Origin of the sequence: Streptomyces sp. WAC05374, from assembly GCF_004353505.1 — a bacterium.
Lineage (GTDB): Bacteria > Actinomycetota > Actinomycetes > Streptomycetales > Streptomycetaceae > Streptomyces.
The window spans coordinates 1-21,610 of sequence record NZ_SMNQ01000005.1 but is presented as its reverse complement, the minus strand read 5'-3'; the positions used below and the strand labels follow the sequence as shown (position 1 = coordinate 21,610).

Annotated in this window: 23 protein-coding genes and 1 riboswitch; of the genes, 15 read left to right on the top strand and 8 right to left on the bottom strand. The window is 73.8% G+C overall.

All coding sequences use genetic code 11. The features are described from left to right. Window positions 1–48: 48 nt before the first annotated feature. Window positions 49–181, bottom strand: a riboswitch (cobalamin riboswitch). A 1-nt stretch (window position 182) separates the two neighbouring features. Continuing rightward, window positions 183–1,271, bottom strand: a complete 1,089-nt coding sequence (locus tag E2B92_RS12475) for an MBL fold metallo-hydrolase (protein ID WP_126888421.1) — start codon at window positions 1,269–1,271, stop codon at window positions 183–185. A gap of 98 nt (window positions 1,272–1,369) precedes the next feature. Between E2B92_RS12475 and E2B92_RS12470 the strand changes: the two genes are divergently transcribed. The 3 genes from E2B92_RS12470 to E2B92_RS12460 all read left to right on the top strand — a co-directional run bounded on the left by E2B92_RS12470 (window position 1,370) and on the right by E2B92_RS12460 (window position 3,753). Then, complete coding sequence (locus E2B92_RS12470) at window positions 1,370–2,830, top strand: aldehyde dehydrogenase (RefSeq protein WP_126888420.1); 1,461 nt, start codon at window positions 1,370–1,372, stop codon at window positions 2,828–2,830. Continuing rightward, complete coding sequence (locus tag E2B92_RS12465; RefSeq protein ID WP_126888419.1) at window positions 2,830–3,066, top strand: ferredoxin; 237 nt, start codon at window positions 2,830–2,832, stop codon at window positions 3,064–3,066. The genes E2B92_RS12470 and E2B92_RS12465 overlap by 1 nt, the downstream gene beginning before the upstream one ends. 102 nt (window positions 3,067–3,168) lie before the next feature. Further along, a complete protein-coding gene (locus E2B92_RS12460) occupies window positions 3,169–3,753 on the top strand; it encodes a hypothetical protein (protein WP_235023798.1) in 585 nt (194 codons plus the stop codon). Window positions 3,754–3,845: 92 nt separating this feature from the next. Here the strand turns inward: E2B92_RS12460 and E2B92_RS12455 are convergent, their stop codons facing one another. Beyond that, window positions 3,846–4,478, bottom strand: a complete 633-nt coding sequence (locus tag E2B92_RS12455) for a TetR family transcriptional regulator (protein ID WP_126888418.1) — start codon at window positions 4,476–4,478, stop codon at window positions 3,846–3,848. 195 nt (window positions 4,479–4,673) lie between these two features. Between E2B92_RS12455 and E2B92_RS12450 the strand changes: the two genes are divergently transcribed. The 4 genes from E2B92_RS12450 (at window position 4,674) to E2B92_RS12435 (ending at window position 8,652) form a co-directional block, all read left to right on the top strand. After that, on the top strand, window positions 4,674–6,032 hold the full coding sequence (locus E2B92_RS12450; RefSeq protein ID WP_126888417.1) for a glycosyltransferase family 4 protein: 1,359 nt from the start codon (window positions 4,674–4,676) through the stop codon (window positions 6,030–6,032). 49 nt (window positions 6,033–6,081) lie between these two features. Further along, window positions 6,082–6,822: a class I SAM-dependent methyltransferase gene (locus E2B92_RS12445; protein WP_126888416.1), complete on the top strand. Its 741-nt coding sequence runs from the start codon at window positions 6,082–6,084 to the stop codon at window positions 6,820–6,822. After that, a complete protein-coding gene (locus tag E2B92_RS12440; RefSeq protein WP_126888415.1) occupies window positions 6,819–7,919 on the top strand; it encodes a prenyltransferase/squalene oxidase repeat-containing protein in 1,101 nt (366 codons plus the stop codon). The genes E2B92_RS12445 and E2B92_RS12440 overlap by 4 nt, the downstream gene beginning before the upstream one ends. A 148-nt stretch (window positions 7,920–8,067) precedes the next feature. Further along, window positions 8,068–8,652, top strand: a complete 585-nt coding sequence (locus E2B92_RS12435; protein WP_126888414.1) for an AMIN-like domain-containing (lipo)protein — start codon at window positions 8,068–8,070, stop codon at window positions 8,650–8,652. An 81-nt stretch (window positions 8,653–8,733) separates the two neighbouring features. Here the strand turns inward: E2B92_RS12435 and E2B92_RS12430 are convergent, their stop codons facing one another. From E2B92_RS12430 to E2B92_RS12410, 5 genes are all read right to left on the bottom strand, one after another. Beyond that, window positions 8,734–9,027: a hypothetical protein gene (locus E2B92_RS12430; RefSeq protein WP_126888413.1), complete on the bottom strand. Its 294-nt coding sequence runs from the start codon at window positions 9,025–9,027 to the stop codon at window positions 8,734–8,736. Window positions 9,028–9,072: 45 nt separating this feature from the next. Then, a complete protein-coding gene (locus tag E2B92_RS12425; RefSeq protein ID WP_126888412.1) occupies window positions 9,073–10,077 on the bottom strand; it encodes an LLM class F420-dependent oxidoreductase in 1,005 nt (334 codons plus the stop codon). A gap of 164 nt (window positions 10,078–10,241) precedes the next feature. Then, complete coding sequence (locus E2B92_RS12420; RefSeq protein WP_126888411.1) at window positions 10,242–11,111, bottom strand: hypothetical protein; 870 nt, start codon at window positions 11,109–11,111, stop codon at window positions 10,242–10,244. A gap of 128 nt (window positions 11,112–11,239) precedes the next feature. Beyond that, a complete protein-coding gene (locus E2B92_RS12415) occupies window positions 11,240–12,121 on the bottom strand; it encodes an N-acetylmuramoyl-L-alanine amidase (protein ID WP_133087517.1) in 882 nt (293 codons plus the stop codon). 102 nt (window positions 12,122–12,223) lie between these two features. Next, complete coding sequence (locus tag E2B92_RS12410; protein WP_126883032.1) at window positions 12,224–12,880, bottom strand: class I SAM-dependent methyltransferase; 657 nt, start codon at window positions 12,878–12,880, stop codon at window positions 12,224–12,226. Window positions 12,881–13,000: 120 nt separating this feature from the next. On the opposite strand from E2B92_RS12410, the gene E2B92_RS12405 reads away from it, so the two are divergent. From E2B92_RS12405 to E2B92_RS12385, 5 genes are all read left to right on the top strand, one after another. Next, window positions 13,001–14,446, top strand: coding sequence for an MFS transporter (locus tag E2B92_RS12405; protein WP_126883033.1), 1,446 nt, complete (start codon window positions 13,001–13,003; stop codon window positions 14,444–14,446). Window positions 14,447–14,480: 34 nt separating this feature from the next. Continuing rightward, the gene (locus tag E2B92_RS12400; RefSeq protein ID WP_126883034.1) at window positions 14,481–14,702 is read left to right on the top strand and encodes a hypothetical protein; all 222 of its coding nucleotides are present in this window, start codon (window positions 14,481–14,483) and stop codon (window positions 14,700–14,702) included. A 220-nt stretch (window positions 14,703–14,922) separates the two neighbouring features. Beyond that, on the top strand, window positions 14,923–15,777 hold the full coding sequence (locus E2B92_RS12395; RefSeq protein WP_126883035.1) for a MaoC/PaaZ C-terminal domain-containing protein: 855 nt from the start codon (window positions 14,923–14,925) through the stop codon (window positions 15,775–15,777). A 13-nt stretch (window positions 15,778–15,790) separates the two neighbouring features. Continuing rightward, window positions 15,791–16,867 (top strand): Zn-dependent alcohol dehydrogenase, encoded by a 1,077-nt coding sequence (locus E2B92_RS12390; protein ID WP_126883036.1) that lies wholly within the window; start codon window positions 15,791–15,793, stop codon window positions 16,865–16,867. 10 nt (window positions 16,868–16,877) lie between these two features. Further along, complete coding sequence (locus tag E2B92_RS12385) at window positions 16,878–17,801, top strand: 3-oxoacyl-ACP reductase (RefSeq protein ID WP_126883037.1); 924 nt, start codon at window positions 16,878–16,880, stop codon at window positions 17,799–17,801. Window positions 17,802–18,072: 271 nt separating this feature from the next. Here E2B92_RS12385 and E2B92_RS12380 read toward each other — a convergent pair whose 3' ends face one another. Further along, entirely contained in the window at window positions 18,073–19,299 is a 1,227-nt protein-coding gene (locus tag E2B92_RS12380; protein ID WP_133087516.1) for a hypothetical protein, read from the bottom strand. Between the two features lie 210 nt (window positions 19,300–19,509). On the opposite strand from E2B92_RS12380, the gene E2B92_RS12375 reads away from it, so the two are divergent. The 3 genes from E2B92_RS12375 to E2B92_RS12365 all read left to right on the top strand — a co-directional run. Then, a complete protein-coding gene (locus E2B92_RS12375; RefSeq protein ID WP_126883039.1) occupies window positions 19,510–20,325 on the top strand; it encodes a Nif3-like dinuclear metal center hexameric protein in 816 nt (271 codons plus the stop codon). Beyond that, window positions 20,322–21,065: a zinc ribbon domain-containing protein gene (locus tag E2B92_RS12370; protein ID WP_185923473.1), complete on the top strand. Its 744-nt coding sequence runs from the start codon at window positions 20,322–20,324 to the stop codon at window positions 21,063–21,065. The genes E2B92_RS12375 and E2B92_RS12370 overlap by 4 nt, the downstream gene beginning before the upstream one ends. Window positions 21,066–21,073: 8 nt before the next feature. Next, window positions 21,074–21,610: reverse transcriptase-like protein (locus tag E2B92_RS12365; RefSeq protein WP_133087542.1), on the top strand; the 537-nt coding region annotated here is incomplete at its 3' end.

Below are 21,610 nucleotides of genomic sequence, written 5' to 3'. Positions count from 1 at the left end.
GTATTCCTCGACGGTGCCGGTCACCGGGCGGTCGCTCCCGGTGACACGAGCCGAACACGTGCGCGGACGGGGCATTCCGACTGGCCGCGCGGGGCGGCTTCACGGTTGCGGGGTCAGTGCCGGATTCGCACCGGCTTCCCCCCGTTCGGGCATGATGACGACCCGCTCACTCTACCGGCGGGTCAGGACGGCTCACAGGCGACGTACGTCACGGGGTCGCTGCCCGGCACCGGCTCGGCCCGCCCGCGTTTCACCAGGCGCCGCAGGTGGGCCTCCGCCTCCGAGACGGCGATGGTGCGCGAGCCGTACGGAATCCGCGCCCACGGGCGGTTCCACTCCATGCGCTCGGCGAGCTGCCAGGGGGTGAGCGGGGTGGTGAGGAGCGCCAGCAGGCCGGTGAGCCGCTCCTCGTGGTGGGCGAGCAGCTCCCGCACCCGTGCGGTGGCGCCGGTGAAGGCGTGCTGGTGGGCGGGGAGCACCTCGGCGGCGCCGAGGCGGGCGATCCGCTCCAGGGAGGCGAGGTAGTCGCCGAGGGGGTCGGTCACGTCCCCCAAGCTCTCGGCTCCGTTCGAGCGGGGGGCGCCCCCATCGTCGTCGGGGTCCTCGTACAGCCCGATGTGGGGACTGATGCCGGGCAGCAGGTGGTCGCCGGAGAAGAGGCGGCCGCTTCCGGCCAGGTTCGCCGGATGGGCCTCCTCCAGGTGCAGGCAGACGTGGCCCGGGGTGTGGCCGGGTGTCCAGATCGCCCGCAACCGGCGCCCCGGGAGGTCGAGCAGCTCGCCGGGGACGATCTCCCGGTCGGGGAGCACGGGTCGCGGCAGGGGTGCCGCCGCCCCGCCGGCGCGGGCGGCCCGCAGCGGGGCGGTGTGCTCGTCGGGGGCGCCCGAGGCGGTCAGCTTCGCCAGCAGGTAGTCCAGCCAGGCGCCCGGCTCGGCGTCGCGGGTGCGGCGTACGACGGCGGTGTCGGCGGCGTGCAGGGCGATCCAGGCGCCGGACGCCTCGCGGACGCGGCCGGACAGGCCGTGGTGGTCGGGGTGGTGGTGGGTGACGAGCACCCCGTGGACGTCCTCGACACAGGTGCCGACGGCGGTGAGCCCCGCGCACAGCTCGGCCCACGAACCGGGGTCGTCCCACCCGGTGTCGACGAGGACGGGGCCCCGCCCGGTGTCGAGGACGTGGACCAGGGTGTGGCCGAGGGGGTTGTCCGGGATGGGGACCGGGATGCTCCATACGCCGCCGCCGTGGTCGAGCACCTCGGGTCCTGGTGGCATGAGACCTCATCTCCCCCCGCCGGTACGGCCATTGAGGAGTATAACGAGAACTGGTATCAGTTCTGAAACACTGTCAGAAACTGCCGGGAGGCACTGCCATGACGGAGCTGGTCGAGCACGGGCAGTTGTTCATCGGGGGGCAGCTCGCCGATCCCCTCGGCGACGGCGTCATCGAGGTGGTCTCGCCGCACACCGAACAGGTCATCGGCCGCGTGCCGCACGCCTCGCGGGCCGACGTCGACCGCGCGGTCGCGGCGGCCCGCCGCGCCTTCGACGAGGGGCCCTGGCCCCGGATGTCCCTGGACGAGCGGATCGCCGTCGTCACCCGTATCAAGGACGCCATCGCCGTACGGCACGAGGAGATCGCCCGGACCGTCAGCGCGCAGAACGGCTCCCCCTACTCGTGGAGCGTCCTCGCCCAGGCGCTCGGCGCCATGATGGTGTGGGACGCGGCGATCACGGTGGCGCGCGACCACCCCTACGAGGTGGAGCGGGCCGGGGTCCTCGGCCCCATCCTCGTGCGCCGCGAGCCGGTCGGGGTGGTCGCGGCGGTGGTGCCCTGGAACGTCCCCCAGTTCACGGCCGCCGCCAAGCTCGGCCCGGCGCTGCTCGCGGGGTGCACGGCGGTGCTCAAGCCGTCGCCGGAGTCGCCGCTCGACGCGTACCTCCTGGCGGGCATCGCGGCGGAGGCCGGTCTGCCCGAGGGCGTGCTGTCGATCCTGCCCGCCGGCCGGGAGGTCAGCGAGTACCTGGTCGGCCACCCGGGCGTCGACAAGGTGTCCTTCACCGGTTCGGTGGCGGCCGGCCGGCGCGTCATGGAGGTCGCCTCCCGCAACCTCGCACGCGTCACCCTGGAACTCGGCGGCAAGTCCGCCGCCGTCGTCCTGCCGGACGCCGACCTGGAGGCGGCCGTCGCCGGGATCGTCCCGGCCGCCTGGATGAACAACGGCCAGGCCTGCGTGGCCCAGACCCGCATCCTCGCGCCGCGCTCCCGCTACGACGAGTTCGCCGAGGCGTTCGCGGCGGCGGCCGGGGCGCTGGTGGTGGGCGACCCGCTCGACCCGGCGACCCAGGTCGGCCCCCTGGTCGCCCGGCGCCAGCGGGAGCGGTCGCTCGACTACATCCGGATCGGCCAGGAGGAGGGCGCCAAGGTCCTCGCCGGCGGCGGCCGCCCGGCCGGCCTGGAGCGCGGCTGGTACGTCGAGCCCACCCTCTTCGGCGACGTCGACAACCGGATGCGCATCGCCCGCGAGGAGATCTTCGGCCCCGTCATCTGCCTGCTGCCGTACGAGGACGAGGCCGAGGCGCTGACGATCGCGAACGACTCGGAGTACGGCCTCAGCGGCAGCGTCTGGACCGCCGACGTCACGCGCGGCGTCGAGTTCGCCCGCCGGGTCCGCACGGGCACCTTCAACGTCAACACCTTCAGCCTCGACATGCTCGGCCCGTTCGGCGGCTACAAGAACTCGGGCCTCGGGCGGGAGTTCGGACCCGAGGGCTACGACGCCTACCTGGAGCACAAGATGATCCACCTGCCGGCCGGCCACCAGGGGGCGTGATGGGCGACCGCTGGCACGTGGAGGTCGACCGGGCCGTGTGCATCGGCTCCGGCATGTGCGTCGGCCAGGCGCCGGACGGCTTCGCCCTGGACACGGCACGGCAGTCCCGCCCGAGGGCCGCCGAGACGGACGCCGACGAGCGCGTCCTCGCGGCGGCGGAGGGGTGCCCGGTGGAGGCCATCACGATCACCCTGGCGGACGGCGGCGGTCCGGTGTTCCCGCCCGAAGAGGAGTGACGGGGCGCGGGTCGCTGCCCGGGCCGCCCGGTCTCCCCGTGCCAGACTGCTTCCTTGATCACGCGGGCACGGGGCCCGCGTGCACGCGTGATGGGGAGAGTCGTGCGCAAGGCGATTGGGCTGTTCCCCGGCCGGACGAGGCCGGGCGCCTGGGGAAGGGCGGCCGCCGCCGCCGGTGTGGTGCTGCTGGCCGCCGGGTGCTCGGGCGGCGGCGCGGACAAGGAGACGGGCGCCGCCGCGCCGTCGTCGGGCTCCTCGGCCCCGGCCGGTCCGGGCGCGGGCGCCGAGGCGGAGGACGGCGGCCCGGACGCCGCCGCGGTGACCAAGGAGATCTCGGCCGCGGCCACGGCGGCGGGCTTCACCGAGGAGCCCTCCGCCGACGACATCCCGGTCCCGCTCAAGCCGTGCATGGTCTCCTGGCAGGCGGACGACAAGAAGGTCACCGACTCCCGGAAGTCCTACGACGCCACGGTCGCGGCGCTCGCCAAGGGCGGCTGGAAGGAGAAGCAGAAGGTCGACCAGACCGGCTCGGTCATCACGACCCTGGACAAGGCCGGCTGGACGCTCAAGGCCGGCCACCACGGGCAGAGCGGCTTCCTGATGGTCTCGTTCATCGCCACGGACAACGGGCCCGAGTGCGAGAAGCTCTTCAAGGAAGACCTGGAGAAGAGCAAGACCCAGCAGTAGGACCTCACCGCCGCCGGGCGGCCGCCCGTGCGGGCCGCCCGCCCACGACCGGTTCCGGACAGGTTCGTGACGGGCGGGCGCGGCCCGTCCCGTCAGGCCCGCCCGGCCGGGCCCGGGCCGGGGGCGTCCGGTGCCGTCAGGTCGATCAGGCGGCAGACCGTCTCGATGTCGATCTTCACCTGGGCGATCGACGCCCGGCCCGACAGCCAGGTGATCAGCGCCGAGTGCCAGGTGTGCTCGATCACCCGCACCGCGGAGAGCTGCCGCGGCGTCGGGTCCTCCAGACCCGTCGCGTCCAGGATGATCGCCGTCGTCTGCCGCGAGACGGTGTCCACCTCCGGGCTCACGCTGCGGTCCGCGAACGTCAGCGCCCGTACCATCGCGTCCGCCAGGTGCGGCTCGCGCTGGAGGGCGCGGAAGGCGCGCATCAGCGTCTCGGCCACCCGCTCCGAGGCCGCCTCCCCGGCCGGGGGGCGCTTGCGCAGCGTCGTGTGCAGGTGGTCGAGCTGATCCTGCATGGTCGCGACCAGCAGGTGGATCTTGGACGGGAAGTACCGGTACAGCGTGCCCAGCGCGACCCCGGCGGCCTCCGCGACCTCACGCATCTGGACCGCGTCGAAGCCGCCCCGGCCGGCGAGCTGCGCGCTGGCGTGGAGGATACGGCGGCGGCGCGCCTCCTGGCGCTCGGTGAGCGGTGGCGACGCCCGTCTGTCTTCCGCTGTCATGTGTCCCGTTCCGTACTGGTGGTGCCCGACAGTATGGCGGTCGCCCGCCGTGGCGTGAATCACCTGTTCCGGCCCTCACAGCGGCGCTACCTGCCGGTAGATTCGGAGCTCCTTGAACCATCAAGTCTGAAACTTGTTCTAGATTAGCGCGACCGGTTACGCTCCGGCGAAACGCAGGCAAGAAGGGGGCCGCGAGTGACCGCTGAGGCCATAGACGCCGGCCCCCGCGACGGTGCCACCGGCAACGGGCACCTCGCCCCGGACCTCGCCTCCGCCCGGGCGGAGGAGCGGGCGCCGCTGCGCATCGCGCTCCTCACCTACAAGGGCAACCCCTTCTGCGGCGGCCAGGGCGTCTACGTCCGCCACCTGTCGCGCGAACTGGCCCGCCTCGGGCACCACGTCGAGGTGATCGGCTCCCAGCCCTACCCCGTACTCGACGAGGGCGTGCCGCTGACCGAGCTGCCCAGCCTCGACCTGTACCGGCAGCCCGACCCCTTCCGCACGCCGAAGCGCGACGAGTACCGGGACTGGATCGACGCCCTCGAGGTCGCCACCATGTGGACCGGCGGCTTCCCCGAGCCGCTCACCTTCTCGCTGCGCGCCCGCCGCCACCTCGCCGCCCGGCGGGGCGACTTCGACGTCGTCCACGACAACCAGACCCTCGGGTACGGCCTCCTCGGCGACCTCGGCGCCCCGCTCGTCACCACCATCCACCACCCCATCACCGTGGACCGGCAGCTCGAGCTGGACGCCGCCGCCGACTGGAAGCGCCGCGCCTCCGTCCGCCGCTGGTACGCCTTCACGCGCATGCAGAAGCGCGTCGCCCGGCGCCTGCCCTCCGTGCTCACCGTCTCCGGCTCGTCGAAGGACGAGATCGTCGAGCACCTCGGCGTGCGCCAGGACCGCGTCCGCGTCGTCCACATCGGCGCCGACACCGACCTGTGGTCGCCCGACCCGGCCGTGCCCGAGGTCCCCGGCCGGATCGTCACCACCTCCAGCGCGGACGTGCCCCTCAAGGGCCTCGTCCACCTCGTCGAGGCGCTCGCCAAACTGCGCACCGAGAACGCGGACGCCCACCTCGTCGTCGTCGGCAGGCGCGCCGAGGACGGGCCGGTCGCCCAGGCCATCGAGCGGTACGGGCTCGACGGCGCCGTCCGGTTCGTCAAGGGCGTCACCGACGCCGAGCTCGTCGACCTCTACCGGGGCGCCAAAGTGGCGTGCGTGCCCTCGCTGTACGAGGGGTTCTCGCTGCCGGCCGCCGAGGCGATGGCCACCGGGACGCCCCTGGTCGCCACCACGGGCGGCGCCATCCCCGAGGTCGCCGGCCCCGACGGCGAGACCTGCCTGGCCGTCCCGCCCGGCGACGCGGGCGCCCTCGCGGCGGCGCTCGGCCGGCTGCTGGGCGACGAAGGGCTGCGCACCCGGCTCGGTGCGGCGGGCCGCGCCCGGGTGCTGGACCGGTTCACCTGGGCCCGCGCCGCCCAGGGCACGGCGGAGCTGTACCGCGAGGCGATCGCCGCACGCGGCGCCACCGCGCGCGGAGCACGCCGATGACCTCCCCCACCGCACACACCACCCCGCACCGTGAAAGCAGGCCGCCCTCGTGCTGACCGTCGACTTCACCCGCTTCCCGCTCGCCCCCGGCGACCGCGTCCTCGACCTGGGCTGCGGTGCCGGTCGGCACGCCTTCGAGTGTTACCGGCGCGGGGCCCAGGTGGTCGCCCTCGACCAGAACGGCGAGGAGATCCGCGAGGTCGCCAAGTGGTTCGCCGCCATGAAGGAGGCCGGTGAGGCGCCGGCCGGGGCCACCGCCACCGCCATGGAGGGCGACGCCCTCAACCTGCCCTTCCCCGACGCGTCGTTCGACGTCGTGATCATCTCCGAGGTGATGGAGCACATCCCCGACGACAAGGGCGTGCTCGCCGAGATGGTCCGGGTGCTGAAGCCGGGCGGCCGCATCGCGGTCACCGTTCCCCGCTACGGCCCCGAGAAGGTCTGCTGGACGCTCTCCGACGCGTACCACGAGGTCGAGGGCGGCCACATCCGGATCTACAGGGCCGACGAACTCCTCGGCAGGATCCGCGAGGCCGGGCTCAAGCCGTACGGCACCCACCACGCGCACGCGCTGCACTCGCCGTACTGGTGGCTCAAGTGCGCCTTCGGCGTCGACAACGACAAGGCGCTGCCGGTGCGCGCGTACCACAAGCTCCTGGTCTGGGACATCATGAAGAAGCCCCTGGCCACCCGGCTCGCCGAGCGGGCCCTCAACCCCGTCATGGGCAAGAGCTTCGTGGTGTACGCGACCAAGCCGCACCTCCCGAAGGCCGAGGCCGAGACCGCATGACGAGTTCCGAGGGGGCACCTCCCAGCGAAGCGAGGGGGAGCACCGAACACCTCGTCCTGCCCGGCGTCCTCACCGCCGAGCAGGCCGCCGAGACCGTCGCCGGCATCCTCGCCGCCCAGCGCGAGGACGGTGCCATACCGTGGTTCCGCGGCCACCACCTCGACCCGTGGGACCACACCGAGGCGGCCATGGCCCTGGACACGGCCGGCGAGCACGACGCGGCCGCCCGCGCCTACGAGTGGCTCGCCCGCCACCAGAACGACGACGGCTCCTGGTACGCCGCCTACCACGACGGCGACCACACCCGGGTCACCGACCACGGCCGGGAGACCAACTTCTGCGCCTACATAGCGGTCGGCGTCTGGCACCACTACCTGGCCACCGGCGACGACACCTTCCTCGACCGGATGTGGCCCGTCGTCTACGCGGCCGTCGAATTCGTCCTCAGGCTCCAGCAGCCCGGCGGCCAGATCGGCTGGAAGCGCGAGCCCGACGGCACGCCCGTCACCGACGCGCTGCTCACCGGCTCGTCGTCGATCCACCAGGCGCTGCGGTGCGCCCTGGCGATCGCCGAGGAGCGCGAGGAGCCCCAGCCGGACTGGGAGCTGGCCGTCGGCGCGCTCGCCCACGCCATCCGCCACCACCCGGAGCGGTTCCTCGACAAGAGCCGCTACTCGATGGACTGGTACTACCCCGTGCTCGGCGGCGCCGTCACCGGCGCGGCCGCCCAGGAGCGCATCCGAAGCGCCTGGGACGACTTCGTGGTCCCCGGACTCGGTGTGCGCTGTGTGCTGCCCAACCCCTGGGTCACCGGCGGCGAGAGCTGCGAACTGGCGCTGACCCTGTGGGCGATGGGCGAGTCCGACCGGGCGCTGGAGATCCTCCAGTCCATCGGGCACCTGCGCGCCCCGGACGGCATGTACTGGACGGGGTACGTCTTCGAGGGCGACCGGGCGGTCTGGCCCGAGGAGCTCACCACGTGGACGGCGGGCTCCCTGCTGCTGGCGGTGGCCGCGCTGGGCGGCGACGAGGCGACCACCGCCGTCTTCGGCGCGGAGCGGCTCCCGCAGGGCCTGGCCCCCGACTGCTGCCGGTGAGACGCTTGGACCGAGGTGCCCGGATTCGCCAGCCTTCTGACGGGGTACCCGAGTTCACCGATCGGGACGGCTTCCGGGCGATTGGTCCGCAACCATCGGGCCTCGCCGGTCGTCCCACACCATAGGAACCCAGCGTCAGGGGGAAGAGATGAAACGACGCGCCACGGCACTGGCCACGCTCCTGCTCACCGGTGCCGGACTCGGGATGCTGACGGTGCCGGCCGAGGCGGCCCCCGCGGCACCCACGCGGACGACCGCGGTCTGCCCCACCGGTTGGGGCAGCACCCAGAAGACCGGCACGAGCGCCGCGACCGCCTCCCTGGTGAACATCAGGACCGGCCGTCACGACTGCTTCGACCGCATGGTCTTCCACGTGCCCGGCGTCGGCAGCAGCAAGATCGGCTACCGCGTCGGGTACGTGTCCCGGCTGTACCAGGACGGCTCCGGCAACCACATCCCGGTCGCCGGGGGAGCCGTACTGGAAGTGCGGGTGGCCGCGCCCGGCTACGACCCGGACACGGGCAAGGCGACCTACGCGGGGAAGGTGAACAAGCCGCTGCCGGGTGTGAACCTGACCGGCTACCGCACCTTCAAGGACACCCGGTTCGCCGGCAGCTTCGAGGGTGACACCCAGATCGGCATCGGCGTCCGCGCCCGGCTGCCGTTCCGGGTCCTCCAGCTTCCCGACCGGCTCGTGGTGGACGTGGCCCACACCTGGGGCACCGCCCGCTGATCCACGGCGACGCCGGCCGCGCCCCGGTCCTGCTCCGGGGCGCGGCCGGCGTCCTCCGCCGGGGTTCGTCCTCCGCCGGGATCAGTACCGCCGCAGGCGGCCGGCGAGGGCGTGGCCGAGCAGCAGGTAGACGAGCGCGGCGAGGCCGTAGCCCGCCACGACCCGCAGCCACGCCGCGTCGAACGTGAACAGGTCGTGCGACCAGCCGGCCAGCCAGCGGGCCGCGTTCTGGACGAACTGCACCAGATCGTTGGCCCGGTTGGCGTCGAACAGATACATCAGAATCCACAGGCCGATGATGGCGGCCATGACATCGGCGACGACCGCTACCGCGGTCGCCGCCTGCGCGCTTCCGTTCCGATGACGGGGAGACATGCTCGACGGGTTGCCGGTCCCGCGCGGCCGAAACCCGTGCCCGGTCTACGTGTTGAGTTCCGCCAGCACCCGCAGGGTGGCCGGGTCCGGGGCGGTCACCAGGAGGTCGGTGACCGGGCCCTCCCGCCAGAGCGCCAGGCGTTCGGCGATCCGCCCCCGCGGTCCGACCAGGGAGATCTCGTCGGCGAAGGCGTCCGGCACGGCGAGCACCGCCTCGTCGCGGCGCCCCTGGGCGAACAGCTCCTGAACGCGGCGGGCCTCCGCGGCGTATCCCATGCGGGCCATCAGGCCGGCGTGGAAGTTGCGGGTGGAGTGCCCCATGCCGCCGATGTAGAAGCCGAGCATCGCCTTGACCGGCAGCAGGCCCTCGGCGACGTCGTCGCAGAGCCGGGCGCGCGCCATCGGGGCGACCATGAAGCCGGCGGGCAGGTCCTTCACGCCGTACACGTCGGGGCGCAGGGGCGACCAGTACAGCGGCAGCCAGCCGTCGGCGATCCGCAGCGTCTGGGCGACGTTCCTCGGGCCCTCCGCGCCCAGCAGCACCGGGAGGTCCGCGCGGAGGGGGTGGGTGATCGGCTTGAGCGGCCTGCCCAGGCCGGTGCCGTCCTCACCGGCGTACGGGTGGGAGTGGAAGCGGCCGTCGAGCGTCACCGGGGCCCGGCGGCGCAGGACCTGGCGGACGACGTCCACGTACTCGCGGGTCGCGGTGAGCGGCGAGGCCGGGAACGGGCGGCCGTACCAGCCCTCCACGACCTGCGGCCCGGACAGGCCGAGCCCGAGCATCATCCGGCCGCCCGAGAGGTGGTCCAGGGTGAGCGCGTGCATGGCGGTGGCGGTCGGCGTCCGCGCGGCCATCTGCGCGACGGCCGTCCCGAGCCGGATGCGGCGGGTGTGCGCCGCGATCCAGGTGAGCGCGGTGAACGCGTCTGAGCCCCACGCCTCGGCGGTCCAGACGGAGGCGTAGCCCAGGCGCTCGGCCTCGCGCGCCAGGTCGAGGTGGGCCGGGTCCGGGCCGCGCCCCCAGTAGCCGAGTGCCAGTCCCAGCCGCATGCCCGCCACCTTTCTGACGGTCCGTCAGTCCGCTCGGGGGACTGTACGGCAACGGCCCCCCGCCCGGAAGGGCGAGGGGCCGTACGCGTACCGGGGGCCGGGCGGGCCAGGGTCCTTCGTTCGGACCGGGCGTCGCGCGCCCGGCAGGCTCCGAACGAGAGGGCCTAGCCGCGCTGGATGCCCGTCGTGTCCTGGAGCACACCGCGGCGGCCGTCCTGCGTCTGGGCCACCAGGCCCTGGCCGCGCTGCTCGACCGCCAGGTACCAGGTGCCGGGCGCCAGTTCGGCGATCGGCGTCGGCGAGCCGTCCTCGCCGTACAGCGGACGGGCCACCGGCACGGCGAACCAGAACGGCGAGAAGTCCGAGGCGCCCGTGGGCTGCGGCGCCTGACCGCCCTGGGACGGCTGGGACGGCTGGACCGGGGCCTGCGGGGCCGGCTGACCGGCCTGCGACGGCTGCGGGTGGCCGGGCTGACCCGGCTGCCCGCCCGGGTAGCCGTAGCCGCCCTCCGGCTGGCCGCCGTACGACGGCTGCTGGGCGCCCGGGTAGCCGTAACCGGCCTGGGGCTGCCCGCCGTACGGCTGCGGCGCCTGCGGGCGCGGCGCGCCCACGAGCGGGGCCTTGAGCGCCGGGACGAGCGGGGCGGCGATCGCGGCACCGGCGAGCGCGATGGTGGCCAGCAGGCCGAGGATCATGCCCGCGCCCGCGTCGGCGTCCATGTCGATGATGGTCCAGAACGCCGTCCACAGCGAGAAGATGCAGAAGGCCACACCGAACTGGCCCAGGTCGATCCCCGCGACCTTGCGGCCCGGCATCGTGCGCCCGACCACGATCAGCGCCGCTCCGATGACTCCGGAGAGGAACATGCTCATCAGAAGGCCCAGGCCGTCCCAGGCGTTGCGGCCGTCGAAGCCGGAGCAGTCGACCCCAGTGGGGCAGTCGAAACTGGTGAGGTCGAGGAACGAGGCGATGAACAGCACCACCGCTGCTCCGATCACCACGCCATCGCCTCGAGTGAGGGAGCGGATGTTCACGTGTAAGAGTCCTTCGTCGGTTATCTCGTCGGGGTGGCGCGAAGCACGGGGGTGGCCGGCCCCATGGTACGGATGCGGTACGGCTCCGGGGTGACCCCGGGCCCCCGGCAGGCTACCGTCCGCCCGGCCTAGCCCCGCAGGTAGGTGCTGACCCCGGCCGCGATTCCCCGGGCGGCTTTCTGACGCCATGCCGGGTCTGTCAGCAATGCGGCGTCCTTCGGGTCACGCATATTGCCGCATTCGATGAAGACTTTGGGCACGGTCGACAGATTCAGGCCGCCCAAGTCCTTGCGCACGTCCAAACCGGTACCGCCGCCGACGTAGTTGGCCGGAGCGGTGCCGGTCGCCAGGGCGAACTCCCGGGCCACACGCTGCCCGAGGGCGCGCGACGGGGCCACGATCGCCGTCGTGTCGGCCGCGCCGCCCTTGACCAGCGCGGGAAGGATCACATGGAAGCCCCGGTTCCCGGTGCCCGAGCCGTCCGCGTGGAGGGAGACCACCGCGTCGGCCTTCGCCGCGTTCCCGATGCGGGCGCGCTCGTCGATGCACGGCCCGTAGGGGCGGTCGGCGTCGTGCGTGAACGTCACCGTGGCGCCCTGCTCCCGCAGCAGCGTGCGAAGACGGTGTGAAACATCCAGGGTGAATGCGGCCTCGGTGTAACCGGAGTCGGTGGACGTGCCGGTGGTGTCGCATTCCTTGCGGTTCGTCCCGATGTCCACGAGCCGGTTGATCTCGCGCGGATGAGCGAAGTTCCCCGGGTTGTGACCCGGGTCGATCACGACGGTCTTCCCGGCGAGGGAGGGCGCGGCGGTGGGCGGGACGGGGGAGGGCGTGCTCCGCGCCGGACCGGGGGCCGCGGGGCCCGGTCCGAGGGCCCTGGACGCCGGTCCGGCCGCGCCGCCCGTCGTCTCCCACACCAGCCATCCGGCCGCCGCGGCGATCAGGGCGGCCGCGGCGGCGAGCGCGCGTGTCCGGCGGCGGGGCGGGACGGGGTTGTCGTCGTCGTGCACGGGGCGATGCTATGCGCTGCCGGGTACCGGCACGCCGCCGCTCGCGCCGAGCCGCGCGCCGATTCCCCCGCCCCGGGGCGCCGGGCGCGCCGCGTCCCGCCGTCAGACGCCCGGGCCCGTGCGGCGCAGGACGCGCAGCGAGTCCGTCACCGACACTTCGGTGAACGCGCCGGACTCGAGGGCCCGCAGGTAGATCCGGTACGGGGCCTGGCCGCCGTCCGCCGGGTCGGGGAAGACGTCGTGGATCACCAGCAGTCCGCCCCCGGCCACGCGCGGCGCCCAGCCCTCGTAGTCGGCGGTGGCGTGCTCGTCGGTGTGGCCGCCGTCGATGAAGACCAGGCCGACCTCGCCCGCCCACACCCGCGCCACCTGCGGCGAGCGCCCGACGACCGCGATGACGTGGTCCTCCAGGCCCGCGCGGTGCAGGGTGCGGCGGAAGGCGGGCAGCGTGTCCATCAGCCCGACCTCCGGGTCCACCACCGACGGGTCGTGGTACTCCCAGCCCGGCTGCTGCTCCTCGCTGCCCCGGTGGTGGTCGACCGTGACGGCCACCGTGCCGGCCGCCCGGGCGGCGTCGGCGAGCAGGATGGTGGAGCGCCCGCAGTACGTGCCGACCTCCAGCAGCGGCAGCCCGAGCCGCCCCGCCTCGGTGGCCGCCGCGTGCAGTGCCAGGCCCTCGCGTACGGGCATGAACCCCTTGGCGGCCTCGAAGGCGGCGAGCGTCTCCGGGGCGGGCGCGGGAGTGGCGGCCACAGCCATGGGGGTTCCTCCTGGTCGGACGGTGCTACTGGGCGGTCACATCGTAGGCGGCACGGTCGCGGGCGGGACTTCCGACGTACGTCCATATCCTGATGTACGGACCGCACCGCACCTGCGACCATGACACCCATGCCCGAGCCGCGTACCGACACCGCCGACCGACGCTCCCCGGCCACCGACTCCCGCGCCCCGGCCGCCCGTACCTGGGCGGTGCTGCTCGCCGCCTGCGCCGGTCAGTTCCTGGTCGTCCTCGACGTGTCCGTGGTGAACGTGGCGCTGCCCTCGATGCGTGCCGACCTCGGGCTGTCCGCCGTCGGGCTCCAGTGGGTGCTCAACGCGTACACGATCGCCTTCGCCGGGTTCATGCTGCTCGGCGGGCGGGCCGCGGACCTGTTCGGGCGCAAGCGGATGTTCCTGGTGGGGCTCGGGCTGTTCACCGCCGCCTCGGTGGCCGGCGGGCTCGCCGTGGAGGGCTGGCAGCTCCTGGCCGCCCGCGCCGTGCAGGGGCTCGGCGCGGCGGTCCTCGCGCCCGCCACGCTCACCATCGTGACCGCCGCCGTGCCGCCGGGGCCCGCCCGGACGCGGGCGATAGGCACCTGGTCGGCGGTGGGCGCGGGCGGCGGCGCGGCCGGCGGGCTGGTGGGCGGCGTCCTGACCGACCTGCTCTCCTGGCGCTGGGTGCTGCTGATCAACGTGCCGGTCGGCGTGCTGGTGCTCGTGGGGGCCGCGCTGTGGGTCCGCGAGAGCCGGACGGCGGGCGTGCGGCGGCTCGACCTGCCCGGCGCGGTGCTCGTCACCGGTGGCCTGGCGGCCGTCGCCTACGGCATCGTCCGGACCGAGGAGGCCGGCTGGGGCGACCGCACGACGCTGCTGCCACTGCTCGGCGGGGCGGCGCTGCTGGCGGTGTTCGTGGCGGTGGAGGCCCGCACAAAGGCCCCGCTGATGCCGCTGAAGGTCTTCCGCTCCAGGGTCGTGTCGGCGGCCAACGTCTCGATGGTGATCAACGGCTCGGCCTCGTTCGCCATGTGGTTCTTCATGACCATGTACGCCCAGAACGTCCTCGGCTACACGCCGCTGGAGGCCGGTCTCGCCCTCGTACCCAGCTCGGTCAGCGTCATCGTCGGCTCCAAGCTGGCGCCGCGGCTGATGGCGGTCACCGGGGCGCGGAACCTGGCGGTGATCGGCACGCTGATCGCCGCCACCGGATTCGGCTGGCAGTCGCTGATGGGCGCGCAGGGCGCGTACCTGACGGTGATCCTCGGGCCGGGCGTCCTGATGATGCTGGGCATCGGGCTGGTCATCACCCCGCTCGCCTCCCTCGCCACCTCGGGCGCCGCCCCCGGGGACGCCGGTCTCGTGTCGGGCCTGGTCAACACCTCCCGCACCATGGGCGGCGCCCTGGGGTTGGCCGTCCTGTCGACGGTCGCCGCCTCCCGGACGGAGGGCGGGGCGGGGCCGGAGGCGCTGGCGGCGGGGTACGCGCTGGCGTTCCGCACCGGCGCGGGCGTCCTGCTGGCGGGCGCGGTGCTGATGCTGCTGTGGCTGCCGCGTCGCGCAGAGGCGTAGGCCGACCGTGGGTGGGTGCCCCATACTGACGGCAATGACGAACCGATCCGCGCCCCGGCGCCATCTGCCCACCAGTCCCTTCAACGCTCCCGTCGCCGAGCCCGTCAAGCACTTCGCGGTGGGCGACCGTGTCTCCCACGACCGGCACGGCCTCGGGCGGGTCATCGCCGTCGAGGACGAGATCGCCACCCTCGTCGACTTCGGCTCCCGCCAGGCCCGCATCGTGAGCCCCTACAAGGGCATGGACAAGCTCTGACCGTCCGCGCCCGTCCGTGTACCACCACGCCCCTCCGTGCCACGGAGGCCAACACCTGACGCGTCGTCAGGACTCTTCCCAACCCATGGGGCCCGCGCTATACAGGAGGACCACCGGACTGGAACGCGTTCTAGAACCGGTCCCTTCACGGCCTCGGCGCGGCCGACGGTGCGGACGGCCGTGCCGAGGTCTCCCGTCGGTCCGCCGTCCAAGGAGCCCCATGCCCATTGACGCGAACCAGGCGGTCTCGGCCGAGCCCCGCTCCGCCGAGATCACCTGGGACCACAAGGACGTCCAGCTCTACCACCTCGGCCTCGGCGCCGGCACGCCCGCCACCGACCCCGACGAGCTGCGCTACACCCTGGAGTCCCGGCTGCACGTCCTGCCGAGCTTCGCCACCGTCGCGGGCGCCGGCATGGGCATGATGGGCGGCCTGGCGGCCCCCGGCATCGACGTCGACCTCGCCGCCGTCCTCCACGGCGGGCAGCGCATCGCCCTGCACCGCCCCATCCCCGTCAGCGGCCGGGCCGTCACCACCGCGCGGGTCGCCGCCGTGTACGACAAGGGCAAGGCGGCCGTCCTGGTCCTGCGCTCCGAGGCGGCCGACGCCGACGGGCCCCTGTGGACGACCGACGCCGAACTCTTCGTACGCGGCGAGGGCGGCTTCGGCGGCGAGCGGGGACCGTCCCACCGGCTCCCGCCCCCGGAGCGCGCCCCCGACCTGACCGCCGAGCGCCACGTCCGCGAGGACCAGGCCCTCCTCTACCGGCTCTCCGGCGACTGGAACCCGCTCCACGCCGACCCCGAGTTCGCCAAGCTCGCCGGCTTCGACCGGCCGATCCTGCACGGCCTGTGCACCTACGGCATGACCCTCAAGGCCGTCACCGACACGCTCCTGGGCGGCGACGTCACCCGCGTCCGCTCGTACCGCACCCGCTTCGCCGGTGTCGCGTACCCGGGCGAGACGCTCCGCATCCGGATGTGGGACCTCCCCGGCCGCGTCCAGGCCGTGGTCACGGCCGCCGACCGCGACGACGCCCCGGTCCTCGCCGACACCCTCGTAGAAACCGTGTGAAGGGAGCCGCGCCATGCGCGCAGCCGTACTGCACGAGACCGGCCAGGAAAAACTCGAGGTCCTCGACGACGTCGAGGCGGTGGGCTTCGGCCCCGGCAAGGTGCGCATCCGGATCAGGGCGACCGGCCTGTGCCACTCCGACGTCTCCGCGATGAGCGGCGTCCTGCCGCAGCCCGCGCCCTTCGTCCCCGGCCACGAGGGCGCCGGTGAGGTGCTGGACGTGGGCGACGGGGTCACCGCCCTGAAGCCCGGCGACCGGGTGCTGCTGTGCTGGCTGCCGGCGTGCGGCGCCTGCCCCTCCTGCAAGCGCGGCCAGACCCAGCTCTGCCTGGCCGGGTTCCTCAACGCCGGTACGCCCAACTTCAGGCGCCCCGGCGGGGACGTCTTCGGCTTCGCCGGCACCGGAACCTTCGCCGAGGAGGTCGTCGTCGACGCAGGCTGCGCGGTGCCGATACCCGACGACGTGCCCTTCGACATCGCCGCGCTCATCGGCTGCGGCGTGACGACCGGGCTCGGCGCGGCCGTCAACACCGCGCGCGTGGAGGCCGGTTCGTCGGTCGCCGTCATCGGCTGCGGGGGCGTCGGCATCTCGGCCGTCCAGGGAGCCCGGCTCCAGGGCGCCGCGCAGATCGTCGCCGTCGACCCGGTGGTATCGCGGCGGGAGGCCGCCCTGCGGTTCGGCGCGACGGAGGCGGTGGCGCCGGAGGAACTCCCCGACGCGAAACAGCGCATCACCGCCGGGGAGGGCTTCGACTACGTCTTCGAGGTCGTCGGCCGGTCCGCCACGGCCCGCACCGCCTACGAGGCCACCCGGCGCGGCGGCACGCTCTGCGTCGTCGGGGCGGGCGCCATGGACGACTTCCTCCAGCTCAACATGTTCGAGCTGTTCTTCGACGAGAAGCGCATCCTGCCCTCGATGTACGGGGGCGGTGACGTGCTCCGCTCCTACGAGAGGGCCATCGCCCTGTGGCGGGCCGGCCGCATCGACCTCGCGGGCCTGATCACCCACCGGGTGCCGCTGACCGGCATCAACGACGCGCTGGAGCAGATGCGGACCGGCGAGGCGCTGCGCACCTGCGTCGAGATCTGAGGAGGGTCCCATGTCGTCCATGCCCTTGCGGGACCTGACCGCGATCGTCACCGGTGCCGGGCGGGGCCTCGGCCGCGCGGAGGCCCTCGAACTGGCGCGGCTCGGCGCGGCCGTCGTGGTCAACGACCACGGGGAGGGCTCGGCGAAGGCCGCGGGCGAGGTGGTCGCCGAGATCCGCGCGGCGGGCGGCCGGGCGGTGGCCCACACCGGGGACGTCGCCGACCACGCCACGGCGGGCGCGCTGGTGGACCTCGCCGTCACCACGTACGGGAAGCTGGACGTCCTGGTCAACAACGCGGGCATCCTGCGCGACCGGATGGTCTTCTCGATGAGCGAGGCCGAGTGGGACGCGGTCGTACGCGTCCACCTCAAGGGCCACTTCAACACCACGCACTTCGCGTCCGTCCACTGGCGCGAGCGCGCGAAGGCGGGCGGGGCACCGGTCCACGGGCGGATCGTCAACACCTCCTCCGAGGCGTACCTCGCCGGCTCGGCGGGCCAGCCCAACTACGCGGCGGCCAAGGGCGGCATCGTGGGTCTGACCACCTCCACGGCGCTCGCGCTCGCCAAGTACGGCGTCACGTGCAACGCCATCTGCCCCCGCGCCCGCACGCGGATGACCCGTGACGTCTTCGCCGGCTTCCGGGAACCGGCCGGCGGCCAGGAGCTCGACCCGCTCTCCCCGGACCACGTCGCGCCCCTCGTCGGCTACCTCGCCTCACCCGCCGCCTCCGGGGTCAACGGCCAACTGCTCGTCGTCCACGGCGGCATGGTGGCCGTGATGGAGGCGCCCCGGGTCGCGGCCAAGTTCGACACGGCCAAGGACCAGTTCTCGTACGAGGAACTGGACGCGCTGCTCACGCCCTACTACGCGGGCCGCCCGCCCGGTGAGACGTTCGCCGCCGCCGGGGTGCTGTCCCTGTCGAGGGACTGACCCGCCGACGGAAGGGGCCGCCCCGGGGGGTCTCCCCGGGACGGCCCCTCCTCCAGGCTGTCGTACCGTCAGGCCGCTTGGTGCTGCGGTTCCTTGCGGTGACGGCCGTGCGGCTGCGTCGACACGTCCTCGGTCGACGCCGCGCCCCCCCGGTGCTTTCCGGAGCCGCCGGCGTCCCCCTGCGGTCGCCCGTGGGTCGAGTCGGTGCTGGCTTCAGACATGTGGGTAGTTCACCCCGTAGTGATCGCTGACGATGTTGCGGCCCGAGAGTCTATCCGCGGGCGGTGCGGCCGGTGAGCGGCGCCTGCTGCAACGGCACCGGCTTGCACACACCAGGAGTCACCACGTGCCCGGACGGTTCCCCGCCTGCGCGTTCCGGTTGTGCCGATTGTGTGGCCGGATGCGGTGGCCGCTCCTCCGGCACCGGGCCGCCGGGCCGGAACGCCGCCGCCATCGCCTCCGGCCCCCGCGCCTCCGCCACCCGCGTCTCCGCCACCCGCGCCAGACCGCACGGCACCGCCCGGGTCGTGTACGGCAGCCGCAGCACCCCGCCGGCGGTCCACAGCCCGGCCCCCGCCAGCCACCCGTCGGGCGCAGCCAGTTGGTGCAGCCGCCGCCCCGCCGGACGCCACACCCCCACCCAGCTTCCCGCCGCCGCGTCGATCCGCAGCGCCACGGCACACGCCTCGGGCGTCAGGGTCTGCCCCGGCTGTACCGCGAACGGCGTCACCGCCGCGTCGGGCAGCCGCAGGCACTCGGGGAAGCGCACCGGCAGCGTGCTGCCCAGCACCCCCCAGCCGAGCCGGTGGTGCCCCGGTGAGGGCGCGTCGGACCGGATCAGCAGCAGCCCGCTGTCCGGGTCGGCCAGCAGCAGCCGGTCGTCGCTGCCGTCGGTGATCTGGAGCAGCGGCGTCACCTCCCCGCCCCGCTCCAGGTCGACCGCCACCGCCTTGACCGGCCCGCCCCCGGCCGGGCGCCGGTCCACCGCCAGTATCCGGCCCGTACGGTCCAGCCACGCCCCGCCCGTGCAGTGGCCCGCGATCTCGGCCACGTGCTCCGGCCCGCCGCCCGAGCCGTCCGTCACCCGCCAGACGCCCGTCGAGTGCTCCCCGGCGCCCAGGCCGTACACGCACGCCCCGTCCGGCGACGGCGGCAGCAGCCGAAGGGACGCCGACTCGACCGCCCCGACCGGCAGTTCACCGGTCCGCGGACCCGTCGGGTACAGCAGCGAGAAGACGTACCGCCCGGCCGCCCGGCGCCCGATGAGCACCCGCCCGTCCACCAGCGGCAGCACCTGCGCGCCGGGCTCCTCGGGCTGCGCCGCCGGAAGCGGCACCGCGTACGGCTCCGGCCCGTCCAGGGTCCACCGCTCCGGGAACAGCGCCTCGCCCTCACCCGCCAGCCGCGCCGCGTAGGCGCCGTTCGCCGCGATGGTGAAACCCGCACGCGACACCGCGCCGTCATCCTCCGCGGCGGTCTCGATGGCACAGACTGTCATCGAATCGTCACCTCCGGCGACCGAAAGTAGTTATCGCACTTCCAGCCGAACAACGGGTGCTTCCGTGCTTCACCTATAAGGGTGTCGATGTCCTGGTTCGCCTGAGAAAGGGGGTGCGGCTGTGCTGGCGACGCCGGGCATGCCCGGGGCCAGGTCCGCGCGGGACGGCGTCCGTGCAGGCCGGGAACGCGGCCAGGTAGCCTTTCCCCCGTGCCCCGTCTGTCTGAAGTCATCGCCGAGCTCGACGCCCTCTGGCCGCCCGAGCGGGCCGAACAGTGGGACGCCGTCGGCACCGTCTGCGGCGACCCCGACGCCGAGGTCACGCGCGTACTGTTCGCCGTCGACCCCGTCCAGGAGATCGCCGACGAGGCCATCGCGCTCGGCGCCGACCTGATCGTCACCCACCACCCGCTCTACCTGCGCGGTACGACGACGGTCGCGGCCGGCCACTTCAAGGGCCGGGTCGTCCACACGCTCATCAAGAACGACATCGCCCTGCACGTCGCGCACACCAACGCCGACACCGCCGACCCCGGCGTCTCCGACGCCCTCGCCGGCGCCCTCGACCTGCGCGTCACCGGCCCCCTCGTGCCCGAGAACGGGCTGGGCCGGATCTGCGAGGTCGACCCGCCCGAGACCCTCCGCGCGTTCGCCGCCCGCGCCGCCGAGCGGCTGCCCGCCACGGCGCAGGGCATCCGCGTCGCGGGCGACCCCGACGCCACCGTCCGTACCGTCGCGGTCAGCGGCGGCTCCGGCGACAGCCTCTTCGACGCCGTACGGGCGGCGGGCGTGGACGCGTTCCTCACCGCCGACCTGCGCCATCACCCGGCGTCCGAGGCCACTCAGCACTCGTCGCTGGGGCTGGTCGACGCCGCCCACTGGGCCACCGAATGGCCCTGGTGCGAGCTGGCCGCCTCCCAGCTCGACGAAATCTCCGACCGCCACGGCTGGGACCTGCGGGTCCACGTGTCGAGGACGGTCACCGACCCGTGGTCCCACCACTCTTCTTCTGGAGCCCCCAACTGAACGCCGCGCCCGCCGACCAGATCCGACTCCTCGACGTCCAGGCCCTCGACGTACGCCTGTCGCAGCTCGCCCACAAGCGCAAGTCCCTTCCCGAGCACGCCGAGATCGAGTCGCTGAACAAGGACCTCACCCAGCTCCGCGACCTGCTCGTCGCCGCGCAGACCGAGGAGAGCGACTGCGCCCGCGAGCAGACCAAGGCGGAGCAGGACGTCGACCAGGTGCGCCAGCGCGCCGTCCGCGACCAGCAGCGGCTGGACTCCGGCGCCATCACGTCCCCCAAGGACCTGGAGAACCTCCAGAAGGAGATCGTCTCGCTGGCCAAGCGCCAGGGCGACCTGGAGGACATCGTCCTGGAGGTCATGGAGCGCCGCGAGTCCGCGCAGGAGCGGGTCGCCGAGCTGACCGAGCGGGTCTCCTCCGTCCAGGCCAAGGTCGACGACGCGGTCGCCCGGCGCGACGCCGCGACGCGGGAGCTGGACGACGAGGCCGCGTCCGTCACCAAGGAGCGCGAGGTCGTGGGCGGTTCGGTCCCCGCCGACCTGATGAAGCTGTACGAGAAGATCCGCGAGCAGCAGGGCGGCGTCGGCGCGGCGCGCCTGTACCAGCGCCGCTGCGAGGGCTGCCACATCGAGCTGAACATCACCGAGATCAACGACGTGCGCGCCGCCGCGGCCGAGACGGTCCTGCGGTGCGAGAACTGCCGCCGCATCCTGGTGCGCACCGCGGAGTCGGGCCTGTAATGACCGCCGTGCGGGAACTGATCGTCGAGGCCGACGGCGGCTCCCGGGGGAACCCGGGCCCCGCCGGGTACGGGGCGGTGGTCCTGGACCCGGTATCGGGGGAGCCGCTGGTGGAGGCGGCCGAGTACATCGGCGTCGCCACGAACAACGTCGCCGAGTACAAGGGCCTGGTGGCGGGGCTGAAGGCGGCGCGCGAGCTGGCGCCGGACGCGACGGTCAGGGTCCGGATGGACTCCAAGCTGGTCGTGGAGCAGATGTCGGGGCGCTGGAAGATCAAGCACCCGGACATGAAGCCGCTGGCGGCCGAGGCGGCGCGGATCTTCCCGGCGTCGCAGGTGACGTACGAGTGGATCCCGCGCGAGCGGAACAAGCACGCGGACCGGCTCGCCAACGAGGCGATGGACGCGGGCCGGCGCGGCAGGCAGTGGCAGCCGTCCACCTCGACGGCCGCGCTGGACGCGGGCGCCGCCCGCCCCGGCACGGGCGCCCTGGACGCGGGCGCGGCCCGGGTGGTCGGCGACGCGGCGGCGGGCGCCGCGAAGGCC

Excerpts from the sequence above, each read along its gene's own strand:
- E2B92_RS12390 (WP_126883036.1), top strand. The coding sequence starts at position 15,791 with ATGCGCGCAGCCGTACTGCACGAGACCGGCCAGGAAAAACTCGAGGTC.
- E2B92_RS12470 (WP_126888420.1), top strand. The coding sequence starts at position 1,370 with ATGACGGAGCTGGTCGAGCACGGGCAGTTGTTCATCGGGGGGCAGCTC.
- E2B92_RS12405 (WP_126883033.1), top strand. The coding sequence starts at position 13,001 with ATGACACCCATGCCCGAGCCGCGTACCGACACCGCCGACCGACGCTCC.
- E2B92_RS12380 (WP_133087516.1), bottom strand. The coding sequence starts at position 19,299 with ATGACAGTCTGTGCCATCGAGACCGCCGCGGAGGATGACGGCGCGGTG.
- E2B92_RS12385 (WP_126883037.1), top strand. The coding sequence starts at position 16,878 with ATGTCGTCCATGCCCTTGCGGGACCTGACCGCGATCGTCACCGGTGCC.
- E2B92_RS12430 (WP_126888413.1), bottom strand. The coding sequence starts at position 9,027 with ATGTCTCCCCGTCATCGGAACGGAAGCGCGCAGGCGGCGACCGCGGTA.
- E2B92_RS12410 (WP_126883032.1), bottom strand. The coding sequence starts at position 12,880 with ATGGCTGTGGCCGCCACTCCCGCGCCCGCCCCGGAGACGCTCGCCGCC.
- E2B92_RS12440 (WP_126888415.1), top strand. The coding sequence starts at position 6,819 with ATGACGAGTTCCGAGGGGGCACCTCCCAGCGAAGCGAGGGGGAGCACC.
- E2B92_RS12425 (WP_126888412.1), bottom strand. The coding sequence starts at position 10,077 with ATGCGGCTGGGACTGGCACTCGGCTACTGGGGGCGCGGCCCGGACCCG.
- E2B92_RS12435 (WP_126888414.1), top strand. The coding sequence starts at position 8,068 with ATGAAACGACGCGCCACGGCACTGGCCACGCTCCTGCTCACCGGTGCC.
- E2B92_RS12395 (WP_126883035.1), top strand. The coding sequence starts at position 14,923 with ATGCCCATTGACGCGAACCAGGCGGTCTCGGCCGAGCCCCGCTCCGCC.
- E2B92_RS12400 (WP_126883034.1), top strand. The coding sequence starts at position 14,481 with ATGACGAACCGATCCGCGCCCCGGCGCCATCTGCCCACCAGTCCCTTC.
- E2B92_RS12475 (WP_126888421.1), bottom strand. The coding sequence starts at position 1,271 with ATGCCACCAGGACCCGAGGTGCTCGACCACGGCGGCGGCGTATGGAGC.
- E2B92_RS12455 (WP_126888418.1), bottom strand. The coding sequence starts at position 4,478 with ATGACAGCGGAAGACAGACGGGCGTCGCCACCGCTCACCGAGCGCCAG.
- E2B92_RS12465 (WP_126888419.1), top strand. The coding sequence starts at position 2,830 with ATGGGCGACCGCTGGCACGTGGAGGTCGACCGGGCCGTGTGCATCGGC.